The organism is Bradyrhizobium sp. SZCCHNS1050 (assembly GCF_032484785.1).
Classification (GTDB): Bacteria; Pseudomonadota; Alphaproteobacteria; order Rhizobiales; family Xanthobacteraceae; genus Bradyrhizobium.
On record NZ_JAUETR010000001.1, the window covers coordinates 3,942,215 to 3,963,560 of the forward strand.

Annotated in this window: 19 protein-coding genes; 8 read left to right on the plus strand and 11 right to left on the minus strand. The window is 66.5% G+C overall.

Features of this window, described 5'->3' with window-relative positions; translation table 11 throughout:
• Positions 1–100 precede the first annotated feature (100 nt).
• The 7 genes from QX094_RS17765 to QX094_RS17795 all read left to right on the plus strand — a co-directional run bounded on the left by QX094_RS17765 (position 101) and on the right by QX094_RS17795 (position 8,922).
• On the plus strand, positions 101–1,309 hold the full coding sequence (locus tag QX094_RS17765; protein WP_315826168.1) for an MHYT domain-containing protein: 1,209 nt from the start codon (positions 101–103) through the stop codon (positions 1,307–1,309).
• Positions 1,310–1,637: 328 nt separating this feature from the next.
• On the plus strand, positions 1,638–2,501 hold the full coding sequence (locus QX094_RS17770) for a xanthine dehydrogenase family protein subunit M (RefSeq protein WP_315826169.1): 864 nt from the start codon (positions 1,638–1,640) through the stop codon (positions 2,499–2,501).
• Between the two features lie 229 nt (positions 2,502–2,730).
• Positions 2,731–3,231, plus strand: coding sequence for a (2Fe-2S)-binding protein (locus QX094_RS17775; RefSeq protein ID WP_315826170.1), 501 nt, complete (start codon positions 2,731–2,733; stop codon positions 3,229–3,231).
• Positions 3,228–5,648 (plus strand): aerobic carbon-monoxide dehydrogenase large subunit, encoded by a 2,421-nt coding sequence (locus QX094_RS17780; RefSeq protein ID WP_315826171.1) that lies wholly within the window; start codon positions 3,228–3,230, stop codon positions 5,646–5,648. The genes QX094_RS17775 and QX094_RS17780 overlap by 4 nt, the downstream gene beginning before the upstream one ends.
• A gap of 172 nt (positions 5,649–5,820) precedes the next feature.
• Positions 5,821–6,690 (plus strand): MoxR family ATPase, encoded by an 870-nt coding sequence (locus QX094_RS17785; RefSeq protein WP_315826172.1) that lies wholly within the window; start codon positions 5,821–5,823, stop codon positions 6,688–6,690.
• Complete coding sequence (locus QX094_RS17790) at positions 6,687–7,892, plus strand: VWA domain-containing protein (RefSeq protein ID WP_315826173.1); 1,206 nt, start codon at positions 6,687–6,689, stop codon at positions 7,890–7,892. The genes QX094_RS17785 and QX094_RS17790 overlap by 4 nt, the downstream gene beginning before the upstream one ends.
• A gap of 214 nt (positions 7,893–8,106) precedes the next feature.
• Positions 8,107–8,922, plus strand: coding sequence for an XdhC/CoxI family protein (locus QX094_RS17795; RefSeq protein WP_315714067.1), 816 nt, complete (start codon positions 8,107–8,109; stop codon positions 8,920–8,922).
• 6 nt (positions 8,923–8,928) lie between these two features.
• Here the strand turns inward: QX094_RS17795 and QX094_RS17800 are convergent, their stop codons facing one another.
• From QX094_RS17800 to QX094_RS17820, 5 genes are all read right to left on the minus strand, one after another.
• Complete coding sequence (locus QX094_RS17800) at positions 8,929–10,023, minus strand: HWE histidine kinase domain-containing protein (RefSeq protein WP_315826174.1); 1,095 nt, start codon at positions 10,021–10,023, stop codon at positions 8,929–8,931.
• 274 nt (positions 10,024–10,297) lie between these two features.
• The gene (locus QX094_RS17805) at positions 10,298–11,122 is read right to left on the minus strand and encodes a carbohydrate ABC transporter permease (RefSeq protein WP_315714069.1); all 825 of its coding nucleotides are present in this window, start codon (positions 11,120–11,122) and stop codon (positions 10,298–10,300) included.
• Complete coding sequence (locus QX094_RS17810) at positions 11,119–12,054, minus strand: sugar ABC transporter permease (protein WP_315714070.1); 936 nt, start codon at positions 12,052–12,054, stop codon at positions 11,119–11,121. Before QX094_RS17810 ends, QX094_RS17805 begins: the two co-directional genes overlap by 4 nt.
• Entirely contained in the window at positions 12,051–13,370 is a 1,320-nt protein-coding gene (locus tag QX094_RS17815; RefSeq protein WP_315826175.1) for a sugar ABC transporter substrate-binding protein, read from the minus strand. The genes QX094_RS17810 and QX094_RS17815 overlap by 4 nt, the downstream gene beginning before the upstream one ends.
• Before the next feature lie 127 nt (positions 13,371–13,497).
• Entirely contained in the window at positions 13,498–14,730 is a 1,233-nt protein-coding gene (locus tag QX094_RS17820; RefSeq protein ID WP_315826176.1) for a benzoate/H(+) symporter BenE family transporter, read from the minus strand.
• A gap of 231 nt (positions 14,731–14,961) precedes the next feature.
• Here QX094_RS17820 and QX094_RS17825 point away from each other — a divergent pair, with 231 nt between their 5' ends.
• Positions 14,962–15,492, plus strand: coding sequence for an REP-associated tyrosine transposase (locus QX094_RS17825; protein ID WP_315714073.1), 531 nt, complete (start codon positions 14,962–14,964; stop codon positions 15,490–15,492).
• Positions 15,493–15,819: 327 nt separating this feature from the next.
• On the opposite strand, the gene QX094_RS17830 is transcribed toward QX094_RS17825, so the two are convergent.
• The 6 genes from QX094_RS17830 to lgt form a co-directional block, all read right to left on the minus strand.
• Complete coding sequence (locus QX094_RS17830) at positions 15,820–16,053, minus strand: hypothetical protein (protein WP_315714074.1); 234 nt, start codon at positions 16,051–16,053, stop codon at positions 15,820–15,822.
• 502 nt (positions 16,054–16,555) lie between these two features.
• Positions 16,556–17,509, minus strand: a complete 954-nt coding sequence (locus QX094_RS17835; protein WP_315714378.1) for a ribose-phosphate pyrophosphokinase — start codon at positions 17,507–17,509, stop codon at positions 16,556–16,558.
• Between the two features lie 165 nt (positions 17,510–17,674).
• Positions 17,675–18,238 (minus strand): hypothetical protein, encoded by a 564-nt coding sequence (locus QX094_RS17840; RefSeq protein ID WP_315826177.1) that lies wholly within the window; start codon positions 18,236–18,238, stop codon positions 17,675–17,677.
• A 198-nt stretch (positions 18,239–18,436) separates the two neighbouring features.
• Positions 18,437–19,183: a peptidoglycan editing factor PgeF gene (gene pgeF / locus QX094_RS17845; protein ID WP_409977924.1), complete on the minus strand. Its 747-nt coding sequence runs from the start codon at positions 19,181–19,183 to the stop codon at positions 18,437–18,439.
• A gap of 20 nt (positions 19,184–19,203) precedes the next feature.
• Positions 19,204–20,331, minus strand: a complete 1,128-nt coding sequence (locus QX094_RS17850; RefSeq protein WP_315714077.1) for a class I SAM-dependent methyltransferase — start codon at positions 20,329–20,331, stop codon at positions 19,204–19,206.
• Positions 20,328–21,185, minus strand: a complete 858-nt coding sequence (gene lgt / locus QX094_RS17855) for a prolipoprotein diacylglyceryl transferase (protein ID WP_315714078.1) — start codon at positions 21,183–21,185, stop codon at positions 20,328–20,330. The genes QX094_RS17850 and lgt overlap by 4 nt, the downstream gene beginning before the upstream one ends.
• Between the last annotated feature and the right edge of the window lie 161 nt (positions 21,186–21,346).

A 21,346-nucleotide genomic window follows, 5' to 3' on the forward strand; every position in this document is an offset into this window, starting at 1 on the left:
CCCCCTCACGCTCCCCGCCTTGTGTTGTCAATTTCCTCGCCACCCCTGTAAAATCTCCCTTGGGAGGAGGCTGGCCCGTGGCGACGGGCGGCCGACAAGGATGATCGAAGGATACGATCCTTATCTCGTCGCGCTCTCGGTCGTGATCGCGAGCCTGGGTGGCTATACCGGTTTCAGTCTCACCGCGCGCATCCGCAGCGGGCCGGGAGAGAATGCGCGCGTGCTGCTGTCCGGCGCCGCCGGGATTCTGGCCGTGGGCATCTGGACCATGCATTTCGTGGGCATGATGGCGGCGCCACTGCCGCCTGATGCCGTCTATCTGGTGCTGCCGACCATCATCTCGTTCCTGATCTGCGCGCTCGTGATCGGCATCTCGCTGTTCTTCGTCAGCATCGGCGATCCCTCCCCCCGGCGCGTCGTCCCTTCCGCGCTGCTGCTCGGCGCCGGCATCGCCAGCATGCATTATGTCGGCATGCACGGCCTGTCCGGCTCATTCGGGCTGACGCATGATCCGGCGCTGGTGGCGCTGTCGGTGGCGATTGCGATCGGCGCCGCCTATGGCGGCCTGCGCATCTTCCTGGCGCGGCAGGACGGGCTGCGGCTCGCCATCAGCGCGGTTGCCTTCGGCATCGCCGTGTCCGGCATGCATTACACGGCGATGCTGGGAATGCATGTCGTGCCGATGGGCGAGGGACACGATCACGCCGCACCAGGACTTGCTGCGTCGCCGCAAGCGCTCGCGATCGTCGTCGCCGTGCTGTGCTTCGTCATCGCCGCCGGATTTTTGCTGTCGCTGGTGCCGGACCCGCGCCGTCAATCGCAGCCGATGCCGGCCGTTGCCGAGGCTGCGCCGCAATTGGCGCCGGAGCCGGCCGCGACGGCGGCCGAGCCGGTGGTCGAGGTCGCCGCTATGAGCCGGGCGACGGCGGCGCCGCTGGGGGGCATCGGCCAGCCGCCGCGCGCGACCGCGGCGCGATTGCCGCTGGAGGGCGCCAACGGCACCCATTTCATCGATGCCGGGGACGTGCGCAGCGTGCGCGCTGATGCGCACTACACGCGGATCCACGACGGCACCCGCGAGCGGATGTGCCCATGGTCGATCTCCGAGGCTGAGGCGCAGCTCGATCCCGGCCGCTTCATCCGCGTGCACCGCAGCCACATCGTCGCGATCGAGCACGTGATCTACGTCGGTCGGGAAGGCGAGGGCGCGATCATCGAGCTCGATGGCCCCTCGAAGCCGCGCGTGCCGGTGAGCCGCGCCAAGGTCGCCGAGGTCAAGGCGCGGCTCGGGCTGCGGCGGCCGGCCTGAGTTCAGCGCTCGTTTCGCTGCTGCAACAGAGCGCCGCCATTCTCCCCAACGCATGCAACACCGCGTGCGCGTCTTGCGCGGCCGCTCACGCCGTCACTCGCGCGATTGGGTCGCCCTCGCTGACGCAATTCGTGCGCGACCAGCCGCATTTCGTGCGATTTCGCCGCTCTCCGTGCCGGCTTCGTTGCGCGGCCAGCGATCCCGATCGACGCTCCGCGCCAATCCGCGATGCGTCCGCGTTCGCACTTCGCTCTCGCAGCACGAACGCCCGCCGCAACAACGCGACGGCCTTGCCGATAAGGCAGGCCAGCACAGGAGAGGAAACGTCATGATTCCTGGCCCGTTCGACTATCACCGGCCGGCGAGCGTCAGCGATGCGATCAAGCTGCTCACCGACCTCGGCGATGACGCGCGACCGCTCGCCGGCGGCCACAGCCTGCTGCCGATGATGAAGCTGCGACTGGCGACCCCGGCGCATCTGATCGATCTGCACGGCATCGCCGGGCTCAAGGGCATCCGCCGCGATGGCGACCGCATCGTCATCGGCGCGATGACCACGCAGGCCGAGCTGCTGGCCTCGACCGAGATCGGAGCCAACCTGCCGATCCTGCACGAAACGGCGCTTTTGATCGCCGATCCGCAGGTGCGCTACCGCGGCACGCTCGGCGGCAACGTCGCCAATGGCGATCCCGGCAACGACATGCCGGCGCTGATGCTGGCGCTCGATGCAAGCTACCGTCTGGAGGGGCCGAACGGCGCCCGTGAGGTCGCGGCGCGCGAGTTCTACCAGGGCGCCTATTTCACCGCGCTGGAGCCGGGCGAGATCCTCACCGGGATGAGCATTCCCGTTCCGCCTGTGGGACACGGCTACGCCTATGAGAAGCTGAAGCGCAAGGTCGGCGACTACGCGACCGCCGCGGCGGCCGTCGTGCTGACCATGGCCGGCGGCAAGGTGGCGAGCTGTGTGATCGCACTCACCAATCTGCACGAGACGCCGCTGCTCGCGACCGACGCGGCGAACGCCGTGATCGGCACGGCGCTCGACGATGCCGCGCTGAAGGCCGCTGCGAATGCAGCGCGCGCGATCATGCAGCCGGCGTCCGATGCGCGCGGCCCGGCCGAGTACCGCATCCATGTCGGCGGCATCATGGTGATGCGCGCCCTGCAGCGCGCGGCGAGCCGGTCGAAGTAACAGCGTTAGCGGACACCGCGGCCCGGCATGCGGTGCTACCTCGCCACGCGGCGAGCTCTCTCATCTCCCTCCCCCCTTGTGGGGGAGGGGCGGGGAGGGGGGTAGCCCCAAGCGATACTTCCGCCGTGGACCCCCACCCCCGACCCCTCCCCGCAAGGGGGAGGGGAGCTCACCGCCCGGGAGGCTGATAGCCGGGCCAAAGCTCAAACAAATTTCAAGGGAGCACCAAATGCCCAAAACCCATATCACGATGAAGGTGAACGGCAGCGAGGTCGAAGGCCTCGCCGAGCCGCGCACGCTGCTGGTTCATTTCCTGCGCGAGCAGGCGCAGCTCACCGGCACCCATATCGGCTGCGAGACAAGCCATTGCGGCGCCTGCACCATCGACATCGACGGCATGAGCGTGAAGAGCTGCACCATGCTCGCGGTGCAGGCCAACGGCTGCGAGATCACCACGATCGAGGGCATGGCCAACGCCGACGGCACACTGTCGCCGCTGCAGGAAGGCTTCCGCATGATGCACGGCCTGCAATGCGGCTTTTGCACGCCCGGCATGATTTTGCGCGCGCATCGGCTGCTGCGGGAGAATCCGTCGCCGACGGAGGCGGAAATCCGCGCCGGCATCTCCGGCAACATCTGCCGCTGCACCGGCTACCAGAACATCGTCAAGGCGATCCAATACGCCGCCGCCAAGATCAACGGCGTGGAATTCCAGGAGGCCGCGGAATGAACGACCTGACTCCCACGCGGGAACAACGCGAAGCCGCGCTCGAAGGCATGGGCTGCCGGCGCAAGCGCGTCGAGGACATCCGCTTTACCCAGGGCAAGGGCAACTACGTCGACGACGTCAAGCTGCCGGGCATGCTGCACGGCGACTTCGTGCGCTCGCCGCATGCGCATGCGCGGGTGAAGGCGATCCACACCGAGGAGGCGCTGAAAGTGCCCGGCGTGCTCGCGGTCATCACCGCCGAGACGCTGAAGACCGTCAACCTCGCCTGGATGCCGACCTTGGCCGGCGACGTGCAGATGGTGCTCGCCGACGGCAAGGTGCTGTTCCAGAACCAGGAGGTCGCCTTCGTCGTCGCGACCGACCGCTATGCCGCCGATGACGGCGTCTCCAAGGTGGTGGTCGAATACGAGCCGCTGCCGGTGCTGGTCGATCCGTTCAAGGCGATGGACCCGGACGCCCCCGTTCTGCGCGAGGATCTCGCCGGCAAGACCACAGGCGCACACGGCCCGCGCAAGCATCACAACCACATCTTCGAATGGAGTGTCGGTGACAAGGAACTCACCGACGCCGCGTTCAAGAAGGCCGACGTCACCATCAAGGAGATGATCTCGTATCACCGCACCCATCCGTCGCCGCTCGAGACCTGCCAGTGCGTCTGCTCGTTCGACAAGATCAAGGGCGAGCTGACGATCTGGGGCACCTTCCAGGCGCCGCATGTGATCCGCACCGTGGTGTCGCTGATCGCCAAGATCCCCGAGCAGAAGATCCACGTCATCGCGCCGGACATCGGCGGCGGCTTCGGCAACAAGGTCGGCGCCTATCCCGGCTATATCTGCGCCGCGGTGGCCTCGATCGTCACCGGCAAGCCGGTGAAATGGGTCGAGGACCGCATCGAGAATCTGACCGCCACGGCGTTCGCGCGCGACTATCACATGACCACCGAGATCGCGGCGACCAAGGACGGCAAGGTCACCGGCCTGCGCGTCCACGTGCTCGCCGACCACGGCGGCTTCGACGCCTGCGCCGACCCGTCGAAATGGCCGGCCGGCTTCTTCAACATCGTCACCGGCTCCTATGACTTCCCGGTCGCGCATCTCAGCGTCGACGGCGTCTACACCAACAAGGCGCCGGGCGGCGTTGCCTATCGCTGCTCGTTCCGCGTCACCGAGGCGGCCTATTGCATCGAGCGCGGCATGGACATTCTCGCGCAGAAGCTCGGTATGGACCCGGCGGAGCTGCGCCTGAAGAATTTCGTCAAGCCGGAGCAGTTTCCCTATCACTCGGCGCTGGGCTGGGAGTACGATTCCGGCGACTACCACACCGCCATGCGCAAGATGATGGAGAGCGTGGACTACGCCGGTCTCCGCAAGGAGCAGGCCGAGAAGCGCGCCGCCTTCCAGCGCGGCGAGACCCGCGAGATCATGGGCATCGGCGTCTCCTTCTTCACCGAGATCGTCGGCGCCGGTCCGTCGAAGAACTGCGACATCCTGGGGATCGCGATGTTCGATTCCTGCGAGATCCGGCTGCACCCGACCGGCGCCGGCATCGCGCGGATGGGCACCAAGAGCCAGGGCCAGGGGCACGAGACCACCTGGGCCCAGATCATCGCCAGCGAGATCGGCATTCCCGCCGACAACATCATGGTCGAGGAGGGCAACACCGACACCGCGCCTTATGGCTTGGGCACCTACGGCTCGCGCTCGACGCCGGTGGCCGGCGCGGCCATCGCGATGGCCGCGCGCAAGATCAAGGCCAAGGCGCAGATGATCGCGGCCTACAAGCTCGAGGTCCATGAGGACGATCTCGAATGGGACATCGACGGCTTCCGGGTCAAGGGTCTGCCCGAGAAGGTGATGTCGATGAAGGACATCTGCTGGGCGGCCTACAACTCGGTGCCGCCCGGCATGGAGCCGGGGCTGGAGGCGGTGAGCTACTACGATCCGCCCAACATGACCTATCCGTTCGGCGCCTATCTCTGCGTGATGGACATCGATGTGGATACGGGCGTGTACAAGGTCCGACGCTTCTATGCGCTGGATGATTGCGGCACCCGCATCAACCCGATGATCATCGAGGGCCAGATCCATGGCGGCCTCACCGAAGCCTTCGCCATCGCGATGGGCCAGGAGATCCGCTACGACGCCGAGGGCAATGTCGTCACCGGCTCGTTCATGGACTTCTTCATGCCGACCGCGGTGGAGACGCCGCATTGGGAGACCGACTTCACGGTGACGCCTTCGCCGCACCATCCGATCGGCGCCAAGGGCGTCGGCGAAAGCCCCAATGTCGGCGGCGTGCCGGCGTTCTCCAATGCGGTCAATGACGCGTTCTCGTTCCTGGGCGCGACGCACATCCAGATGCCCCACGACTTCTGGCGTAACTGGCAGGCGGCGAAGAATTTGGGTGTGGTGGCGTAGACTGAAGGCGCTGGCGTTTACCGCGCGAGCGGTGCGTTCCCTCCCCCCTTGTGGGGGAGGGCTAGGGAGGGGGGTACCCCACGGGCAGTGTGCCGTGGAGACCCCCACCCCCAACCCCTCCCCACAAGGGGGAGGGGAGTTTACCTCCGATGACGCTGCAGTCGAACTTGACATGAAAGCCCGCGACGACATCGCACAATCGCTCTCCGCCTGCGGTTATATCGCCGACGGCGAGCTCGCGACTGCCATCACCTTGATGCAGCTCCTCAGGCGGCCGCTGCTGCTGGAAGGCGAGGCCGGGGTCGGCAAGACCGAGGTCGCCAAGGCGCTCGCCTGCGTGCACGGCACCGAGCTGATCCGTCTGCAATGCTATGAAGGCCTCGATCAGAGCTCCGCGCTCTACGAGTGGAACTACCAGCGCCAGCTGCTCGCGATCGAGGCGCATCGCGGCCAGCCGGACACCATCGAGGACCAGATCTTCTCCGAGAAATATCTGCTGGAGCGGCCGCTGCTTGCGGCGATCCGCCGCGCCACGCCGCCGGTGCTGCTGATCGATGAGATCGACCGCGCCGACGACGAATTCGAGGCGTTCCTGCTGGAGCTCCTGTCGGACTTCCAGGTCTCGATTCCCGAGCTCGGCACCATCAAAGCAATCAGCATCCCGCACGTGGTGCTGACCTCCAACGGCACCCGCGAATTGTCCGACGCGCTGCGCCGGCGCTGCCTCTATCACTACGTCGACTATCCCGACGTCGATCGCGAGGCCCGCATCATCCTGGCGCGGATCGACGGCGCCTCGGCGCAACTGGCCCTGCAGATCGCGCGCCTCATCGACTCCTTGCGCAAGGAGGAACTGCGCAAGGTGCCCGGCGTCGCCGAGACGCTGGACTGGGCGGCGGCACTGGTCGGGCTCGACGTGCGCGATCTCAAGGACCAGCCGGAGATGGTGCATGACACCTTGATGTGCCTGCTCAAGACCCATGAGGACCGCGCGCGGATCACGCGCGAGGTCACGGCGCGGCTGCTGGGGAAGGTCGCATGAGCTGCTGTGGCACCACACCCGACCACGAGGACATGAACGCGGTCGCGCGGCTGGTCGCGGGACGCCTCGGTGCATTTCTCAAGACGTTGCGCGACAACGGCTTTGCGGTCGGCCTGTCGGAGGGGCAGGACGCGGCGGCCGTGATGAGTGCGGGCTATGCCGATAAGCCCGGCCTGTTGCGCTCCGCCTTCAAGCACCTGCTTTCGGCGCGCAAGAGCGAGTGGGATCGCTTCGACGGCCTGTTCGACGCGTTCTGGCTCGGCAAGCGCGTGCGCTCGCGCTCGCTGGTCGCCGGCGCGACGGCGAGAGCGAACAGCCCGTCGCTGAAGAGTCTGCGGGATGCGAATGCCGGTCAGCCGGAGCCTCACGGCGCGACCGATCAGATTCCCTCTGACGAAACCCCACGCGACGCGGGCGGCGAGGGCCTGCGCGAAGGAGCATCGCGCGTGGAGTCCATCAGCGATACCGACTTCCGCAAGCTCGCAGATCCTGACCAGGTCGCGCTGGCGCACGAGGCCGCGGCGCGGCTCGCCCGGGCGATGCGGACACGGCTGACGCGCCGCGATCAGTTGCGGCGCAAGGGCGAGCGGCTCGACCTGCGCCGCACCATCCACCGCAACATCAGCCATGGCGGCGTGCCGATTGCGCTGGTGCACCGGCGACGCAAGCACAAGCCGCTGCGGCTGGTGGTGCTGCTCGACGCCTCCGGCTCGATGAGCCCCTACACCGCGGTGTTCCTGCGCTTCATCCACGGTGTGCTCGACGCCTTTCATGAGGCCGAAGCGTTCCTGTTTCACACCCGGCTTGCCTATGTCTCGGATGCGATGAAGGAGAAGGATGCCGCGCGGGCGCTCGACCGTCTCTCGATGATGGCGCAGGGCGCCGGCGGCGGGACGCGGATCGGCGAGAGCCTGCAGACCTTCAATCGCTGGCACGCGCCGCGCGTCATTCATTCGCGGACCTGCGTGATGATCGTCTCCGACGGCTACGACACCGGTGACCCAGCCTTGCTCGGCCGCGAGATGGCGCAGCTGTCGCGCCGCTGCCGCCGCATCGTCTGGCTCAATCCGATGCTCGGCTGGGACGGCTATGCGCCGGAAGCGCGCGGCATCAAGGCCGCGCTGCCCTTCGTCGATCTCTACGCGCCCGCGCATACGTTGAGCTCGCTCGCGGCGCTGGAGCCTTATTTGGCGAGGTTGTGAGGATGCGGATGCGCGGCATCGTTGTGAGCTCAAGGCGCGCTGTCGCAGCATCGGTGGTGCGCTCCCTCCCCCCTTGTGGGGGAGGGCTGGGGAGGGGGGTACCCCGACATCGGTGCAAGACGCCCCCCTCCCTAGCCCTCCCCCACAAGGGGGGAGGGAACATACCTTCTCTGTCGAAGCAGTGTGCTTCCGACAGTCCGCAGAGGAGGCAGTCATGACCGCTGCTCCCGAACTGCTCGATCTCGCCGCGCAACTGAAAGCCAACGACGAGAGCTTCGTGCTCGCCACCGTCGTCCGTACGGTGTCGGTGACCGCCGCGAAGGCCGGCGCCAAGGCGATCATCCGCCCCGACGGCAGCATCGTCGCGGGCTGGATCGGCGGCGGCTGCGCCCGCGGCGCGGTGCTGAAGGCGGCGCGCGAGGCGCTCGCCGACGGCATCCCGCGCATGGTCTCGGTGCAGCCTGAGAACCTGCTCGCCGAGCTCGGCGTCAAGCCGGGCGAAACCAGGGAGGGCGTGCGCTTCGCCGCCAACATGTGCCCGAGCAAGGGCACCATGGACATCTTCGTCGAGCCGGTGCTGCCGCATCCCGCGCTGGTCATCCTCGGCGCGAGCCCGGTCGCGATCGCGCTCGCGGCGCAGGCGCGGCCGCTCGGCTATCACGTGACGCTGGCGGCGCCGGCGTCCGATCTCGTCACGACACCGGAGGCCGATGTGCTGATCGATGGCTTCGCGCTGGATCAACCGGCCGGGAGCAGCCGCTTCGTCGTGGTGTCGACGCAAGGCAAGGGCGACGAGGCGGCCTTGCGCGCCGCGCTCGCCTGCGATGCGGCCTACCATGCCTTCGTCGGCAGTCGCCGCAAGATGGACAGCCTGCGCGACAAGCTGATCAGGGCCGGCATCGACGCCGCGCTGCTCGACAAGGTCAAGGCACCGGCTGGCCTCGATCTCGGCGCCATCACGCCGGAGGAGATCGCGATGTCGATTCTGGCCGAGATCACGCAGGTGCGCCGGCGCGGCCAGCGCGGCTGACTTCCGTCATGGCGCGAGCGGCAGGTCGAACGAGACCCTGAGCCCATCCGGCGCGAAGTCGCGCGTGACCTCGCCTTTCAGGGCCGCGCCGAGAATGCGCTCGAACAGCAGCGAGCCGAAGCCGTTGCTCGCAGGTGGTGAGACCTGCGGCCCGCCGTTCTCCTCCCAGGACAGCTTGAGCCGTCCGTCGGCATGGGTCCAGCTCAGCGTCACCCCTCCTGCATCGTTCGACAGCGCGCCGTATTTCACCGCGTTGGTGACGAGCTCGTGCAGCCCCATCGACAGATACAGCGCGACGCCCGGCGGAAGCGGCACGCCAGGACCGTCGACCGTGACACGGTCGCCTTGCAGCGGCGCCAGTTCGGCGCAGACCAGCTCATCGAGCGCGATCGCCTCGCGGCCGCGATCCAGCGCCAGCGCGTGGCTACGGGTCAGCGCGGCAATGCGGCCGCGCAGCACCTCGCCGAACGCGGCCAGCGCCGAATCGGCGCGGATGCTGAGCGCGATCACGCTGTCGACCAGCGCCAGCGTGTTCTTGACACGGTGATTGAGCTCATGGACGAGCACGCGATGGTGCTGCTCGATCGTGCGCCGCCGTGCATTCTCGGTGCGCAGCGCGATCTCGTCCATCACGATCTCGCTGAGCTCGGTGAGCTGGGCGATGTCGTCGTCGCTCCACGGCCGCGGCTCGTGATCGATGGCGCAGAGCGCGCCGATCACCTCGCCGCTCGGCAGCCGCAGGGGGACGCCGAGATAGGCGATCACGCCGAAAACCGGCACCGCGAGATTGTCCTTCACCAGCGGATGCTCGTTGGCGTCGCTGATCACCAGCGGCTGCGCCGAGGTCACGACGTGCTGGCAGAAGGAGTGGCTGAGCGGCGTCTCGCGCAGCGACGCCCACGGCTCGCACAGGCCGACCGAGCTCTTGAAGAACTGCCGGTCGCGATCGACCAGCGCGATGATCGCCGCCGGAGCCTGCAGCAGCCGCGAGGTCAAGCGGGTGACGCGATCGAAGCCCGGCTCCGGCGGCGAGTCGAGCAGCTCGGTCTGCAACAGGGCAGTCAATCGGTCTGGCGCGGAGGCGTCGCGATCGGACGTCATGCAGCTTTCGTCGGTCGGGCGTTCAGCCAGTGACAGGTTGCAAGACGGACCGGACGGAGCGCAAATCCGGAGCCGGTCGATCGTGCGGCGCAGTGGTATTCGGCTGGAACGAAGCCGGCGCAGAGACGAGATGAAGCCATCAACGCGGCCATCGCCGCGCCTCAGGGGCGGGGCGAATCCCGGTTCCACGCAGGTAACCAAGTGGCAGACTATGGCCTGACCAAGGCAAGCTTGGCATTCCGCCGCAGGTTCTCTTTGGTATCCATTATATCCGTCAGCCCCCCTTGACCGCACCCGCCGTCAGGCCGGCCACGATCTGCCGCTGCGCGAACACGGTCAGCAGCAGCACCGGCAGGGTCACGATCAGCGCGGCCGCCGCGAGCGGCCCCCAAGAGAGCTGATCGAACGAGATCATGTTGTAGACCGCGACCGGCAAGGTGCGGGTCTCGCGTCCGGCCAGCACGATGCCGAACACGAAATTATTCCAGGAGAAGATCACCGCGAGGATGAAGGCGACGGCGAGGCCGGGCTTCGCCACCGGCAATGCCACGTGACGGAAAACCTGCCAGCGTGTCGCGCCATCGATACGCGCGGCTTCTTCGAGCTCGATCGGCGTGGTCTCGAAATAGCCGATCATGATCCAGATCACGATCGGCACGGTGACGACGAGATGGATGATGATCTGCGGCCATAGCGTGCCGAGCAGGCCGAGCCACTGGAACAAGAGGAACAGCGGGATCAGATAGGACAGGCCCGGCGTGATGCGCGCGATCAGGATCACGATCGCGGACTTGTGCGCGGCCATGCGGGCGATGCCGTAGCCGGCGGGCACGCCGACCAGCATCGCGAGCGCCGTCGCGCCGCCGGTCACCACCAGGCTGTTCTTGAAGTAGGTGAAGAAGCGGTTGGACGACAGCACGTCGGCATAGTTCTTCCAGGCGAAATGCTCCGGCCAGAACACCGGCGGATACGCGGCGTTGTCGACCTCGTACTTCACCGACAGCGAGATCATCCAGAGGAAGAACAGGATCGCCGGCGAGACGATGAGGAAGACGCCGAGCGCGAGCCCGAGCCGGCCGAGGATGGTCTGCGCGCTCATGTGTCGCTCCCCAGCGCATTCCACTGCGCGCGGCGGCGCAGCACCAGCAAGAGCGCAGTCAGCGCGATGATCAGCGCGAAGAACACCACCGCGATCGCCGACGCATAGCCGAGGTCGTAATAGACGAAGGCGACGCTGTAGAGATAGAGGTTGATGGTCTCCGACGCCGAGCCGGGCCCGCCTTGGGTGATCGCGAAGATGATGTCGAAGCTCTTGATCGCGTCGATGGCGCGGATCATCGCGGCGATGAACAGGAACGGCATGATCAAGGGCAGGGTGATGTAGCGGAACATCTGCCAGGTGCTGGCGCCGTCGATCTGTGCGCTCTCGTACGGCTCCGTCGGCAGCGAGGCGATGCCGCCGAGCACGATCAGCATCACCAGCGGCGTCCACTGCCAGGTCTCGACCAGCACCAGCGAGGGGATCACCGTACCCGGATGGAATACCCAGAGCTGCGGCGGCAGGCCGACCAGCGACAGCAGGTAGTTGAGGATGCCGAGCTGCGGATGGAACATCATCGTCCACACCAGGGCGATCGCCACCGGCGTCGCCATCATCGGCATGATGAACAGCGCCCGCAGCAGTCCCCGGCCGGGGAAGCGGGCATGGAAGATCACCGCCGCGAAGGTGCCGAGCACCAGCGGCAGCAGCACCGATAGAGCCGTATAGGACAGCGTGTGCCCGACCGACTCGACGAAGCGGGGATCGGCCGGCAGCCTGAGATAGTTCGACAGCCCGACGAATGTCGTTGGCGAACCGACCTTCCACTCCTGGAAGCTCATCCAGATCGTGAACAGCCAGGGGAAGATGATCACCGCCAGCACGGTGACCAGCGCCGGGATGACGAACGGCCAGTACGACGGCGGCCGCAGCGCACGTTCCGGCGCAGCCGCCTCCGCTGCCGCGCCGGCCTGTTCGACGATCGTGCTCACGCTTTCTCGCTGCGCTCCAGGATGGGGCGGAACTGTTCGTGCGCCTTCTTCAGCTCGGTGGCGGGATCGGCGCCCGACAGCGTCGCGGTCAGCGCCGCACCGACGAGATCGCGGAATTCGGCGACCGGGATGATCACGGGCAGGCCGAGCTTGGAGATCTTGCCGGAGTCGATCGCCGACTGCAGCCACTCCTTCGGCATCTTCACGCCGCCCTGGACCCCGGGGTCGTTGAGCACCGAGTTGCGGAACGGCACGCCGCCGCCGGCCTGCACCAGGCGGGCGCCCTGCGGCTTCGACACCAGCCACTGGCACAGCAGCCAAGCGGCTTCCTTGTTCTTGCTCGCGGCCGCAATGCCGATGCCGTCGCCATAGGTCGCCGAGTACTGCCCCCTCGGTCCTGCGGGCACCACGGTGTAGCCGACCTTGCCGACCACGCGCGAGGCGTTGGGATCCTCCAGCGGCGGCGCCCAGCCGACGCCGTCGATCCACATCGCCGAGCGGCCTTGCGTGAACGAGGCCATCGACTCCATCCAGTTGAAGCCGGCCACGCCCGGAGGCGCGCAGGTCGTCAGCAGCTTCTGATACAGCTTGGTGGCCTCGATTGCCTCGGGGCCGTCGGTCAGGATGTTGCCCTTGGCGTCCAGGAACTCGCCGCCATAGTTGAGGAAGAAGTTCGTCCACAGGGTCATGTTGGCGTTGCGCAGGCCGCGTCCGACAAATCCGAACGTGCCGTCCTTGGCATCGGTCAGCTTCTGCGCCGCCGTGACCATCTCGTCGAGCGTCTTCGGCACTTCGACGCCCTTCTTCGCGAACAGCTCCTTGTTGTAGTAGAGGATGAAGTAGTCGACCGACCATGGCAGCGAGAACATCCGGCCCTTGTCGTTGCTGGCGTAAGTCAGGCCGGCGGCGGAGAAATCGCTCTGCACGAGGTCCGGCGCCGTGAGGTTAGGATCCTTCATGAAGTCGGTGATGTCGGCGAGCCAGCCGGCCTTCTCGAACTGCCGCTTCTGCACGTGATAGCTGAGATGGACGACGTCGAAGCTCGGCTTGCCCGACGACAGCTCGATCACGACCTTCTGCCGCTGCTGCTGCTCCGGGATCTGCTCGGATTCCACCTCGATGCCGGTCAGCGCGGTGAATTCCTTGATGTTCTTCTGCAGATTGTCGCCGCGCGGGCCCTTGGCCAGGATCACCTCGAGCTTGGTGCCGGCATATTTCTTCCACTGCGGCTCGGACCAGGCAGGCTGGCCGGTGAGCGCCAGCGCGCCTGCTGCTGCCGTGCCTGCAAGCATGTTGCGGCGCGTGATCGCGGTCATTCGTATCCTCCCCAGGATCATTCTTCTTTGATCTGGAAGTGTAGCGTGATCTGGCGGCGCTGCAACAGCGCGTTGCCGGTTCGGCTGGGGATGCGATGACGCAGCGTGGTGCGATGCGGCAAGCAGCTCACGTATCGGCCTCGGCCGCGAAATCCGCGCGCTCCAGCAGCCACGACAGCGCGAAGCCGGCGACGAGTCCCCAGAACGCGGCGCCGATATTGAGCAGCGGCACGTCGGCCACCGTGACGAGAAAGGCGATCAGTGCGCCCAACGAGAACCGCGTCTTGAACGCGGTCACGAACGCCGTTTGCAGCACGCGCAGCATGGCGAGGCCCGCCAGCGCGGTGATCAATGATTTCGGCGCGATCAGCAGCAGCGTGGTGAAGGTCGGCGCCAGCAGGCCGAAGCCGAGCGCAAGCACGCCCACCACCATCGCCGCGGTATAGTGGCGCTTGCGCTCGCCGCCGGAGACGACGATCGCGTTGGTCGGTCCGGTCAGGCAGGTCGAGACGCCGCCGACGACAGCTGATAGCACCGAGCCGAGGCCGCAGGCCACGGTGACGAGATTGACCGGCGGCTTGTGACCGGCGGCGGTCAGCACCGCAAAGCCCTGGCCGTTCTGCACCACCAGCACGGTGACCGCGAGCGGCACGATCAGCTCGATCATGGCCGCGAGCGACCAGGATGGCGTCGGGATCACCGGATGGATCAGCGCGATCTGCAGCGACGCATTCTGATCATACTTGCCGAACAGGAGAGCCGCGAGCGTGCCGATGACGAGCGCGCCGATGATTGGCGGGCAGCGCCGGCCCAGCGCAGGGAGTGCGGTCAGCAGCAGCCAGAGCACGACCATCGGCCCGGCGATGGCAAAGTCGGCGAACACGGCGCGGACGAGATCGAGGCCGAAGCGCAGGAATACGCCGGCGACCATGCCCATCACGATCGGCATCGGCACCAGCTGCATCGCGCGCTTGACCCAGCCGGTGAGCCCGAGCACCAGCATCAACAGCGCCGTACCGTAGAACGCGCCGACCACCTGCGGGAAGCTGAGATGCGTCAGCGACTGGCCGACCAGGACGGTGCCCGGAATGGTCCAGAACAGCACCAGTGGCTCGTGATAGCGCCACGACAGCAGCAGTGTGATCAGGCCGTTGATGAAGAACACGCCGAAGATCCACGACGCGATCTCCGCCTGCGACAGCCCGCCATTGGCGCCGACCGACAGGATGATGGCGACCGGTCCGGTGATCGCGAACAGCCAGCCGATGAAGCCGTGCGAGGCGTAGAGCGGACCGAAGTCACTGGAGATCTGGCCGAGGCTGGGCGGCGGTCCGGCGGGACGTTCGATGGCGCTGAACATGAGGGCGGGGCTCGGGGCTGGGGTTCTTGTTTGCTCGCATCTCCAGGGGATGCTGGCCGAACAGGACGGCCTGTGCAAGGCACGGGGCTGATCGGCGGATTACGCTTCGCTAATCCGCCCTACAGGTTCGAGCGTAGGGCGGATTAGGCGAAGCCGTAATCCGCCGCAAATCTTGAATTCATGCATCCGCTGCGAGTAGGCTTACGTTGGTTTCGACTCGAAGCTCGATCCATGCCCAACTATCGACGCGCATTCGTTCCAGGCGGTTGTTGGTTTTTCACGCTGAATCTGCTCGATCGGCGTCAGAGCTTGCTGATCGATCACATCGACGTCCTGCGCTCCGCGGTCGCCGCCACGAAGCGGCGTTTTCCTTTCGAGATCGATGCCTTCGTGGTGATGCCCGATCATCTTCATGCCGTCTGGACCTTGCCGCCCGATGACGCCGACTTCTCGATGCGCTGGCGGCTGATCAAGAACCGCTTCGCGCGGGCGCTTCCAAGGACAGAAAATCTCAGCCCCACTCGTGTGGTGCGGCAGGAGCGCGGCATCTGGCAGCGCCGATTCTGGGAGCATCTTATCCGCGACGAAGAAGATTATGCCCGTCACGTGGAGTATTGTTACATCAATCCGGTGAAGCATAGCTTCGTCAGCCGCGTCGCGGACTGGCCGCATTCTTCGTTTCATCGCGATGTGCGCGCAGGAATGTTTCCTGCGGACTGGGCGGGTGATGTCGAGGTCAGCGGAACGTTCGGAGAGCGTTGACGGAGTCAAGTTTGTCTCGAAATCCCGTGCTGTGTGGTGGCGGATTACGCTTCGCTAATCCGCCCTACGCTCGACCCGTAGGGCGGATTAGGCGCAGCCGTAATCCGCCGTATGTATCCGCGCTAAAGGGGCAATCTTCTGCCCGTCGACCAAATCACCTCATTGCTGCAAATCCTGTCCACCCCTTCGGATAAAAATAAATCGCTTGACGATTTCGCAAAATCAGCATTATGGTCCCGCTCGTTCCGTTGCGTCGGAGGGGACGTACCGCGGTCGTCATGGACGTCGGCAACGGAATGCGATGGGCGGGTCGGGTCGCAGCGTGATTCAGTTCGCGTCGACGAACGATGCGGCCCGCACGGTCAAGTCGCGCGGTCCTGGCACCCCGAAGCTGGTGTCCCGCGTAACGCGCGCAAGCGCGTTGCGCGCACGGTGGCCAACAAGCCGGCGCACCGGGGAGAACGCGAAGCAGCCGTCAAAACCGTCGCGCAGGGAGGGCCGGGTGTGTTCGGCCAGACCTGTGGTACCTGCCGCCTGCATTTTTTTCAGCAGGCGGGCCACGGGCGCGGCCAGCGCCCGGCCTTCCCTGCGCCCTTCATCTCGTGAGGGCGGCACGATGAGCAAAGCTCGGACGCAAAATGCGTCGCGAGATCGCGGAGCTGCATCGCCAGATGTCGGCAGACAATGTTGCCATGAAAGACACCGCGGGCGTCGTTGCGAGCGCAGCGACTTGTCCGCCGGAACTCGGAGAGCGTAGGCGGAAGCAATCCAGGATCTCTCCGTTGAGGCACCCTGGATTGCTTCGTCGCTGCGCTTCTCGCAATGACGGCGTATGGGGCAAGCTGCCCACCCTCCCCTGGAGGGGGAGGGTCGCCTCACGACGAGCGAAGCGAGACGTGAGGCGAGGTGGGGTGATCTCTCCACTTGCACCAGAGCCTGCGGAGAGATCACCCCACCCCGCTCGCCCGCTTCGCGTGCGATCGACCCTCCCCCTCCAGGGGAGGGTGGGCCAAATCGAGTTCTAGCGCGAGAAGGATGAGGCGACGTTCGCAGACAACCGAGGTCAGTCGAACAGGCTCGACACCGATTCTTCCGCCGCCGTCCGCCCGATCGCCTCGGCGATCAGCGGGGCGATCGCCAGCGTGCGGATGTTGGGGGCGTTGCGGACCGCTTCGGTCGGCATGATGGAGTCGGTGATGACGAGCTCCTTCAGCCGCGACGAGGTGATGCGGGACGCGGCACCGCCGGAGAGCACGCCATGCGTGATGTAGGCGTAGACGTCCTTGGCGCCGTATTTGAGCAGCGCATCCGCCGCGTTCACCAGGGTGCCGCCGGAATCGACGATGTCGTCGATCAGGATGCAGGTGTGGCCGGAGACGTCGCCGATCACGTTCATGACCTCGGACTCGCCGGGACGCTCGCGGCGCTTGTCGACGATGGCGAGCGGCGTGTTGATGCGCTTGGCCAGGCCTCGGGCGCGCGCCACGCCGCCGACGTCCGGCGAGACGACCATGAGGTTGGAGAGATCGAAGCGATCCTTGATGTCGCGCACCATCAGCGGCGAGGCAAAAAGGTTATCGGTCGGGATGTCGAAGAAGCCCTGGATCTGGCCGGCGTGCAGATCCAGCGTCATGACGCGGTCGACGCCCGCATGGGTGATCAGGTTCGCGACGAGCTTGGCCGAGATCGGCGTGCGCGAGTTCGATTTGCGATCCTGCCGCGCATAGCCGAAATAGGGCACCACGGCGGTGATGCGGCGCGCGGAGGCGCGGCGCAGCGCATCGGTGATGATCAGGAGCTCCATCAGCAGGTCGTTCGCCGGATAGGACGTCGATTGAATGATGAAGACGTCGGAGCCGCGGACGTTCTCCTGGATCTCGACGAAGATCTCCATGTCGGCGAAGCGCCGGACCACCGCTTTCGTCAGCGGCAGCCCGAGTTCAGCGGCGATGCCGGCGGCGAGAGCCGGATTGGAGTTGCCGGCGACGAGTTTGATGGAGCCGTTCTTGGCCGACATCGTGAATTCTCCTCGCGTCTCGCTGGAGACCTTGTTCAGCATATCGGGCTATCCATGGAACCGGCAGTTTTGCACGGGCGAGGTGATATCAAGGACACCGCGCGCATGGCAACCCGCCGCGGGTGTTTTTCCCGGCCAAAAACGGCGCAAAATGCGCCTCTTTGCCTAATGGTCGGTGTAGCCGAGGGCCGCGACGCTGGTGCCGCCGGACGCCGGCGACGCGGGCTCGGCCACGGCGACCGCGGGGCCGCGGGTGGCCGGTGCCGCCGGTGGCGCGCCGTCGGCGGGCGCGGTGCCGTTCAGCATGTTCGAAAGTCCGCTGAAGCCGGCCTGCGCGATTTTCCGAAGGACCATGTCGTCGACATTGTTCCACGGATCGCGGCCGCCGCGTCCGACCGGCTCTTCGCCCGACAGCCGCAGCGCGCGCTGCTGATTGCGATCGTAGACGTCGAACACCCAGGCGATCACGCTCTTGCCGCTGACGACCTGGGCGGAGAGATAGGTGCGGACACGATAGGCCGCCGGAGCCTCGCGCGACACGATGGCGAGGCTACGCAGCTTGGACTCGCTGTCGAGCACGCTGACCATGCGGTCGAAGATCTGCGGCGGCGGGCCGTCGATCTGCTCGAAGGCGATCGTGGCGCTATCCGATGCAGGCGCCATCGCATAGGCGTTGGACGCACCACCGCTGCTGGTCGCGCAGCCGCCGAGCGTTGCAGCGGACGTCATCAGCAAAACGGCAACGCAGGCGTGCTGCGCAGCGCGGCTGATCCGTCGAAGTGGTGTCGGCGCTCCCCTCATCGTCGGGAGCGATATCGTTAAAATCGATTAACGTCTAGGTCGCGGCTGCCACAGATTAGGACAGAGTGCACTCAGTTGTACAGAAAGGGTTAAGCAATCCACATGCGGCCACAATGGCGCCCCGCTTCAGCCTTCGAGCATGATGGCATGGACGTGCCGGCCATAGTCCGGCTCCCTGCGATGCACAGAGCGGCGGTAACTGAAGAAGCGCTCATCGGCATAGGTGTCGAGGCCGAGGTCGTCGATCAGCAGCACGCCGGCGTTTTCCAGCCGCATCCGGATGAAGCCGGCGAGGTCGAACATTGCGTGGCCGTCGCGCGTCGAGGGCAGGAAGAAGCGCGCGTGCTCGGCGTCGTCGTCGAGGAAGCGCGTGACGAACTCGGCGCCGACTTCATAGCTCGGCTGGCGGATCAGGGGGCCGACGGCGGCGACGACCTGCCCGCGCTCGGCGCCAAGCTCCTCCATCGCCTGCAGCGTGGCTTCGAGCACGCCGGTGAGCGCGCCTTTCCAGCCGGCATGGGCGGCGCCGATGACGCGCCTCTCGGGGTCGGCGAACAGGATCGGCCCGCAATCGGCCGTGGTGACGCCGATCGCGAGATTCGGCGTTGCGGTCACCAGCGCGTCGGCCTTCGGCCTGACCGGGCTGTCCCAGGGCCCGGTCGCGACCACGACGTCGGGCGAATGGATCTGGTGCAGGCTGAGGAACTGGTCGGGCGCGACGCCGAGATGGGCGGCCATGCGGCGGCGGTTTTCCCGGACGTTCTCCGGCACGTCATTCGATCCGAGCCCGCCATTGAGGCCGGCATAGATGCCGTCGGAGACGCCGCCCTCGCGGGTGAAGAAGGCGTGGCGCAGGCCAGGGATCGCGGACATCACATCCGATGATACCAGCATCACGCGCCTCCCGTGTTCTCGTTGGTGTGTTCGTCGCTGATGCCCGCCAGCACCGGAATGGCCGGATCGGAGATGCCGAGCACCTTGAACAGCGACCCCATTCCGCCGCGGCCGCCGCCGGTCAGGCGCTTCAGCCCGCTCGCGATGTCCTGCGAGACTTCCGGCGACGCCTTCTGCATCAGGGTCAGCGCGCGGGTTTCGATGCCGAGCCGCTGCAGGAACTCGCCCTGCGTGACCGGGCCGTGAACGCGCGCGCCGACGGCTTCCGCGGCCCGCGCCAGCGCGTCGAAATCGACATGGGCGGTGATGTCGGCAAGCCCCGGTGTCTTGAGGGGATCAGCGAAGCTATGACGGGCGATGGCCTGGAAGGTGTCGCCGACGTCGCTGCGCACATGGCCGTAATCGATGATTACGGCGGCGCCGCGCTGGTCGCGGATGCGCCTGGCGATGGCCATCATCTCCATGTTCGGCCGCCATTCGAAGATCGCGCCGGCCGGCGCGGCGCGCACCAGCGGCGGCAGCAGCAGCTCGAAGCCGGGCGTCGGATCGGCGGCCGCGCCGTAGACGAAGTTCTCCTCCTCGTCGAGCTCGACGACGCGCTCGTGCCAGCCGGTCTCGCGCCTGATCATCTGGTGGATCGGCAGCACGTCGAAATACTCGTTGGCGAAGATGACGCTGGGGCCCTCCGGCACCTCGTCGAAGCTCTCGTGCCAGTTGACGTTGCGCAGGCCGGTCAGCGTCGCCTTCTGCTTTTCGCGCAGGACAGGATTGACCTCGACCAGGTGGACCGAGATCGTCTGGTACAGCGGCGGCAGCACGCGCAGCGCCCGCAGCGCATCCGACATCATGGTGCCGCGGCCGGGGCCCAGCTCGATCAGCCGGAATTGCTGCGGCGATCCCGTCGCCTTCCAGATCGAGGCCGCCCACAGCCCGAGCAACTCGCCGAACATCTGGCTCACTTCGGGGGCGGTGGTGAAGTCGCCCTCGCGTCCGAGCGGATCGCGCGAGATGTAGTAGCCGTGCTCCGGATGCATCAGGCACAGCTCCATGTAGCGCCAGACCGGCATCGGGCCGGACGCCTTGATCAGCCGCTTGATCTCGGTGTGGAGCGGAGAGGTTTCGATCACGGATTGGCCTGCAGCGGGGGAGTGGCTTGATGTGTCCCGTGCTTGCGCAGCGCCCGCGCCACCAGGATGGCGCCGATGATCAGCATCGGCACCGACAGCACCATGCCCATGGTCAGGCCACCCCAGAGAAAGCCCAATTGCTTGTCGGGCTCGCGGAACAGCTCGCTGGTGATGCGCGCCGCGCCATAGAGGGTGATGAAGCTGCCGAGGATCAGGCCGGCCCGTTTCAGCGCGCCGAACCGGATCATGATCGCCAGCACGATGAACAGCACGATGCCTTCGAGGCCGGCCTCGTAGAGCTGGCTCGGATGGCGCGGGAGATGGGTCGGATCGCGCGGGAAGATCATCGCCCAGGGCACGCTTGCATCGGCGGCACGGCCCCACAGCTCACCATTGATGAAATTGGCGATGCGGCCGAGCAGCAGGCCGATGGGCGCGACCGCAGTGGTGACGTCGCCGAGCGAGAGGATCGGCAGGCCGTTGCGGCGGGCGAACCAGATCACGGCGAGCACGCAGCCCATGAAGCCGCCATGGAACGACATGCCGCCGTTCCACAGCTCGAAGATCTCGAGCGGATGATCGATGAAGAACGGCAGGTTGTAGAACAGCACGTAGCCGGTGCGGCCGCCGAGGATGATGCCGATCGTGACCCACAGGATGAAGTCGTCGAGCTGGACCAGCGACACCGGCGCCGGGCCGCCCCACAGCCGCTCCTTCTTGAGCAGCGAGCGAGCGTAGAGCCAGCCGATCACGATGCCGCAGATATAGGCCAGCGCGTACCAGCGGATCGCGAACGGGCCGATCGCGATCGCAACCGGATCGAACACGGGGAAATCGATGAGGAGAGGCGTCATTCACTGGCTTTCGTGGACACGGCGTCCCGCTTCCGGAAGCCCCCGGGCGATGCGGGCTTCGAACGAGCCCCGCCACATGAACGGGCGCGGCGCGATGTGATCTCAGGGCTGCTCATACCAGCGCCGCGGGCCGGCGCAACAAGTACGATGACAAGGAAACC

Bases quoted from the DNA above. Each gene is read 5' to 3' on its own strand.
- pgeF (WP_409977924.1), bottom strand. From the start codon at position 19,183: ATGTCCGCGATCCCTGGCCTGCGCCACGCCTTCTTCACCCGCGAGGGC.
- QX094_RS17770 (WP_315826169.1), top strand. From the start codon at position 1,638: ATGATTCCTGGCCCGTTCGACTATCACCGGCCGGCGAGCGTCAGCGAT.
- QX094_RS17815 (WP_315826175.1), bottom strand. From the start codon at position 13,370: ATGACCGCGATCACGCGCCGCAACATGCTTGCAGGCACGGCAGCAGCA.
- QX094_RS17825 (WP_315714073.1), top strand. From the start codon at position 14,962: ATGCCCAACTATCGACGCGCATTCGTTCCAGGCGGTTGTTGGTTTTTC.
- QX094_RS17840 (WP_315826177.1), bottom strand. From the start codon at position 18,238: ATGACGTCCGCTGCAACGCTCGGCGGCTGCGCGACCAGCAGCGGTGGT.
- QX094_RS17805 (WP_315714069.1), bottom strand. From the start codon at position 11,122: ATGAGCGCGCAGACCATCCTCGGCCGGCTCGGGCTCGCGCTCGGCGTC.
- QX094_RS17820 (WP_315826176.1), bottom strand. From the start codon at position 14,730: ATGTTCAGCGCCATCGAACGTCCCGCCGGACCGCCGCCCAGCCTCGGC.
- QX094_RS17765 (WP_315826168.1), top strand. From the start codon at position 101: ATGATCGAAGGATACGATCCTTATCTCGTCGCGCTCTCGGTCGTGATC.
- QX094_RS17790 (WP_315826173.1), top strand. From the start codon at position 6,687: ATGAGCTGCTGTGGCACCACACCCGACCACGAGGACATGAACGCGGTC.
- QX094_RS17800 (WP_315826174.1), bottom strand. From the start codon at position 10,023: ATGACGTCCGATCGCGACGCCTCCGCGCCAGACCGATTGACTGCCCTG.
- QX094_RS17835 (WP_315714378.1), bottom strand. From the start codon at position 17,509: ATGTCGGCCAAGAACGGCTCCATCAAACTCGTCGCCGGCAACTCCAAT.
- QX094_RS17785 (WP_315826172.1), top strand. From the start codon at position 5,821: ATGAAAGCCCGCGACGACATCGCACAATCGCTCTCCGCCTGCGGTTAT.
- QX094_RS17795 (WP_315714067.1), top strand. From the start codon at position 8,107: ATGACCGCTGCTCCCGAACTGCTCGATCTCGCCGCGCAACTGAAAGCC.
- QX094_RS17780 (WP_315826171.1), top strand. From the start codon at position 3,228: ATGAACGACCTGACTCCCACGCGGGAACAACGCGAAGCCGCGCTCGAA.
- lgt (WP_315714078.1), bottom strand. From the start codon at position 21,185: ATGACGCCTCTCCTCATCGATTTCCCCGTGTTCGATCCGGTTGCGATC.
- QX094_RS17775 (WP_315826170.1), top strand. From the start codon at position 2,731: ATGCCCAAAACCCATATCACGATGAAGGTGAACGGCAGCGAGGTCGAA.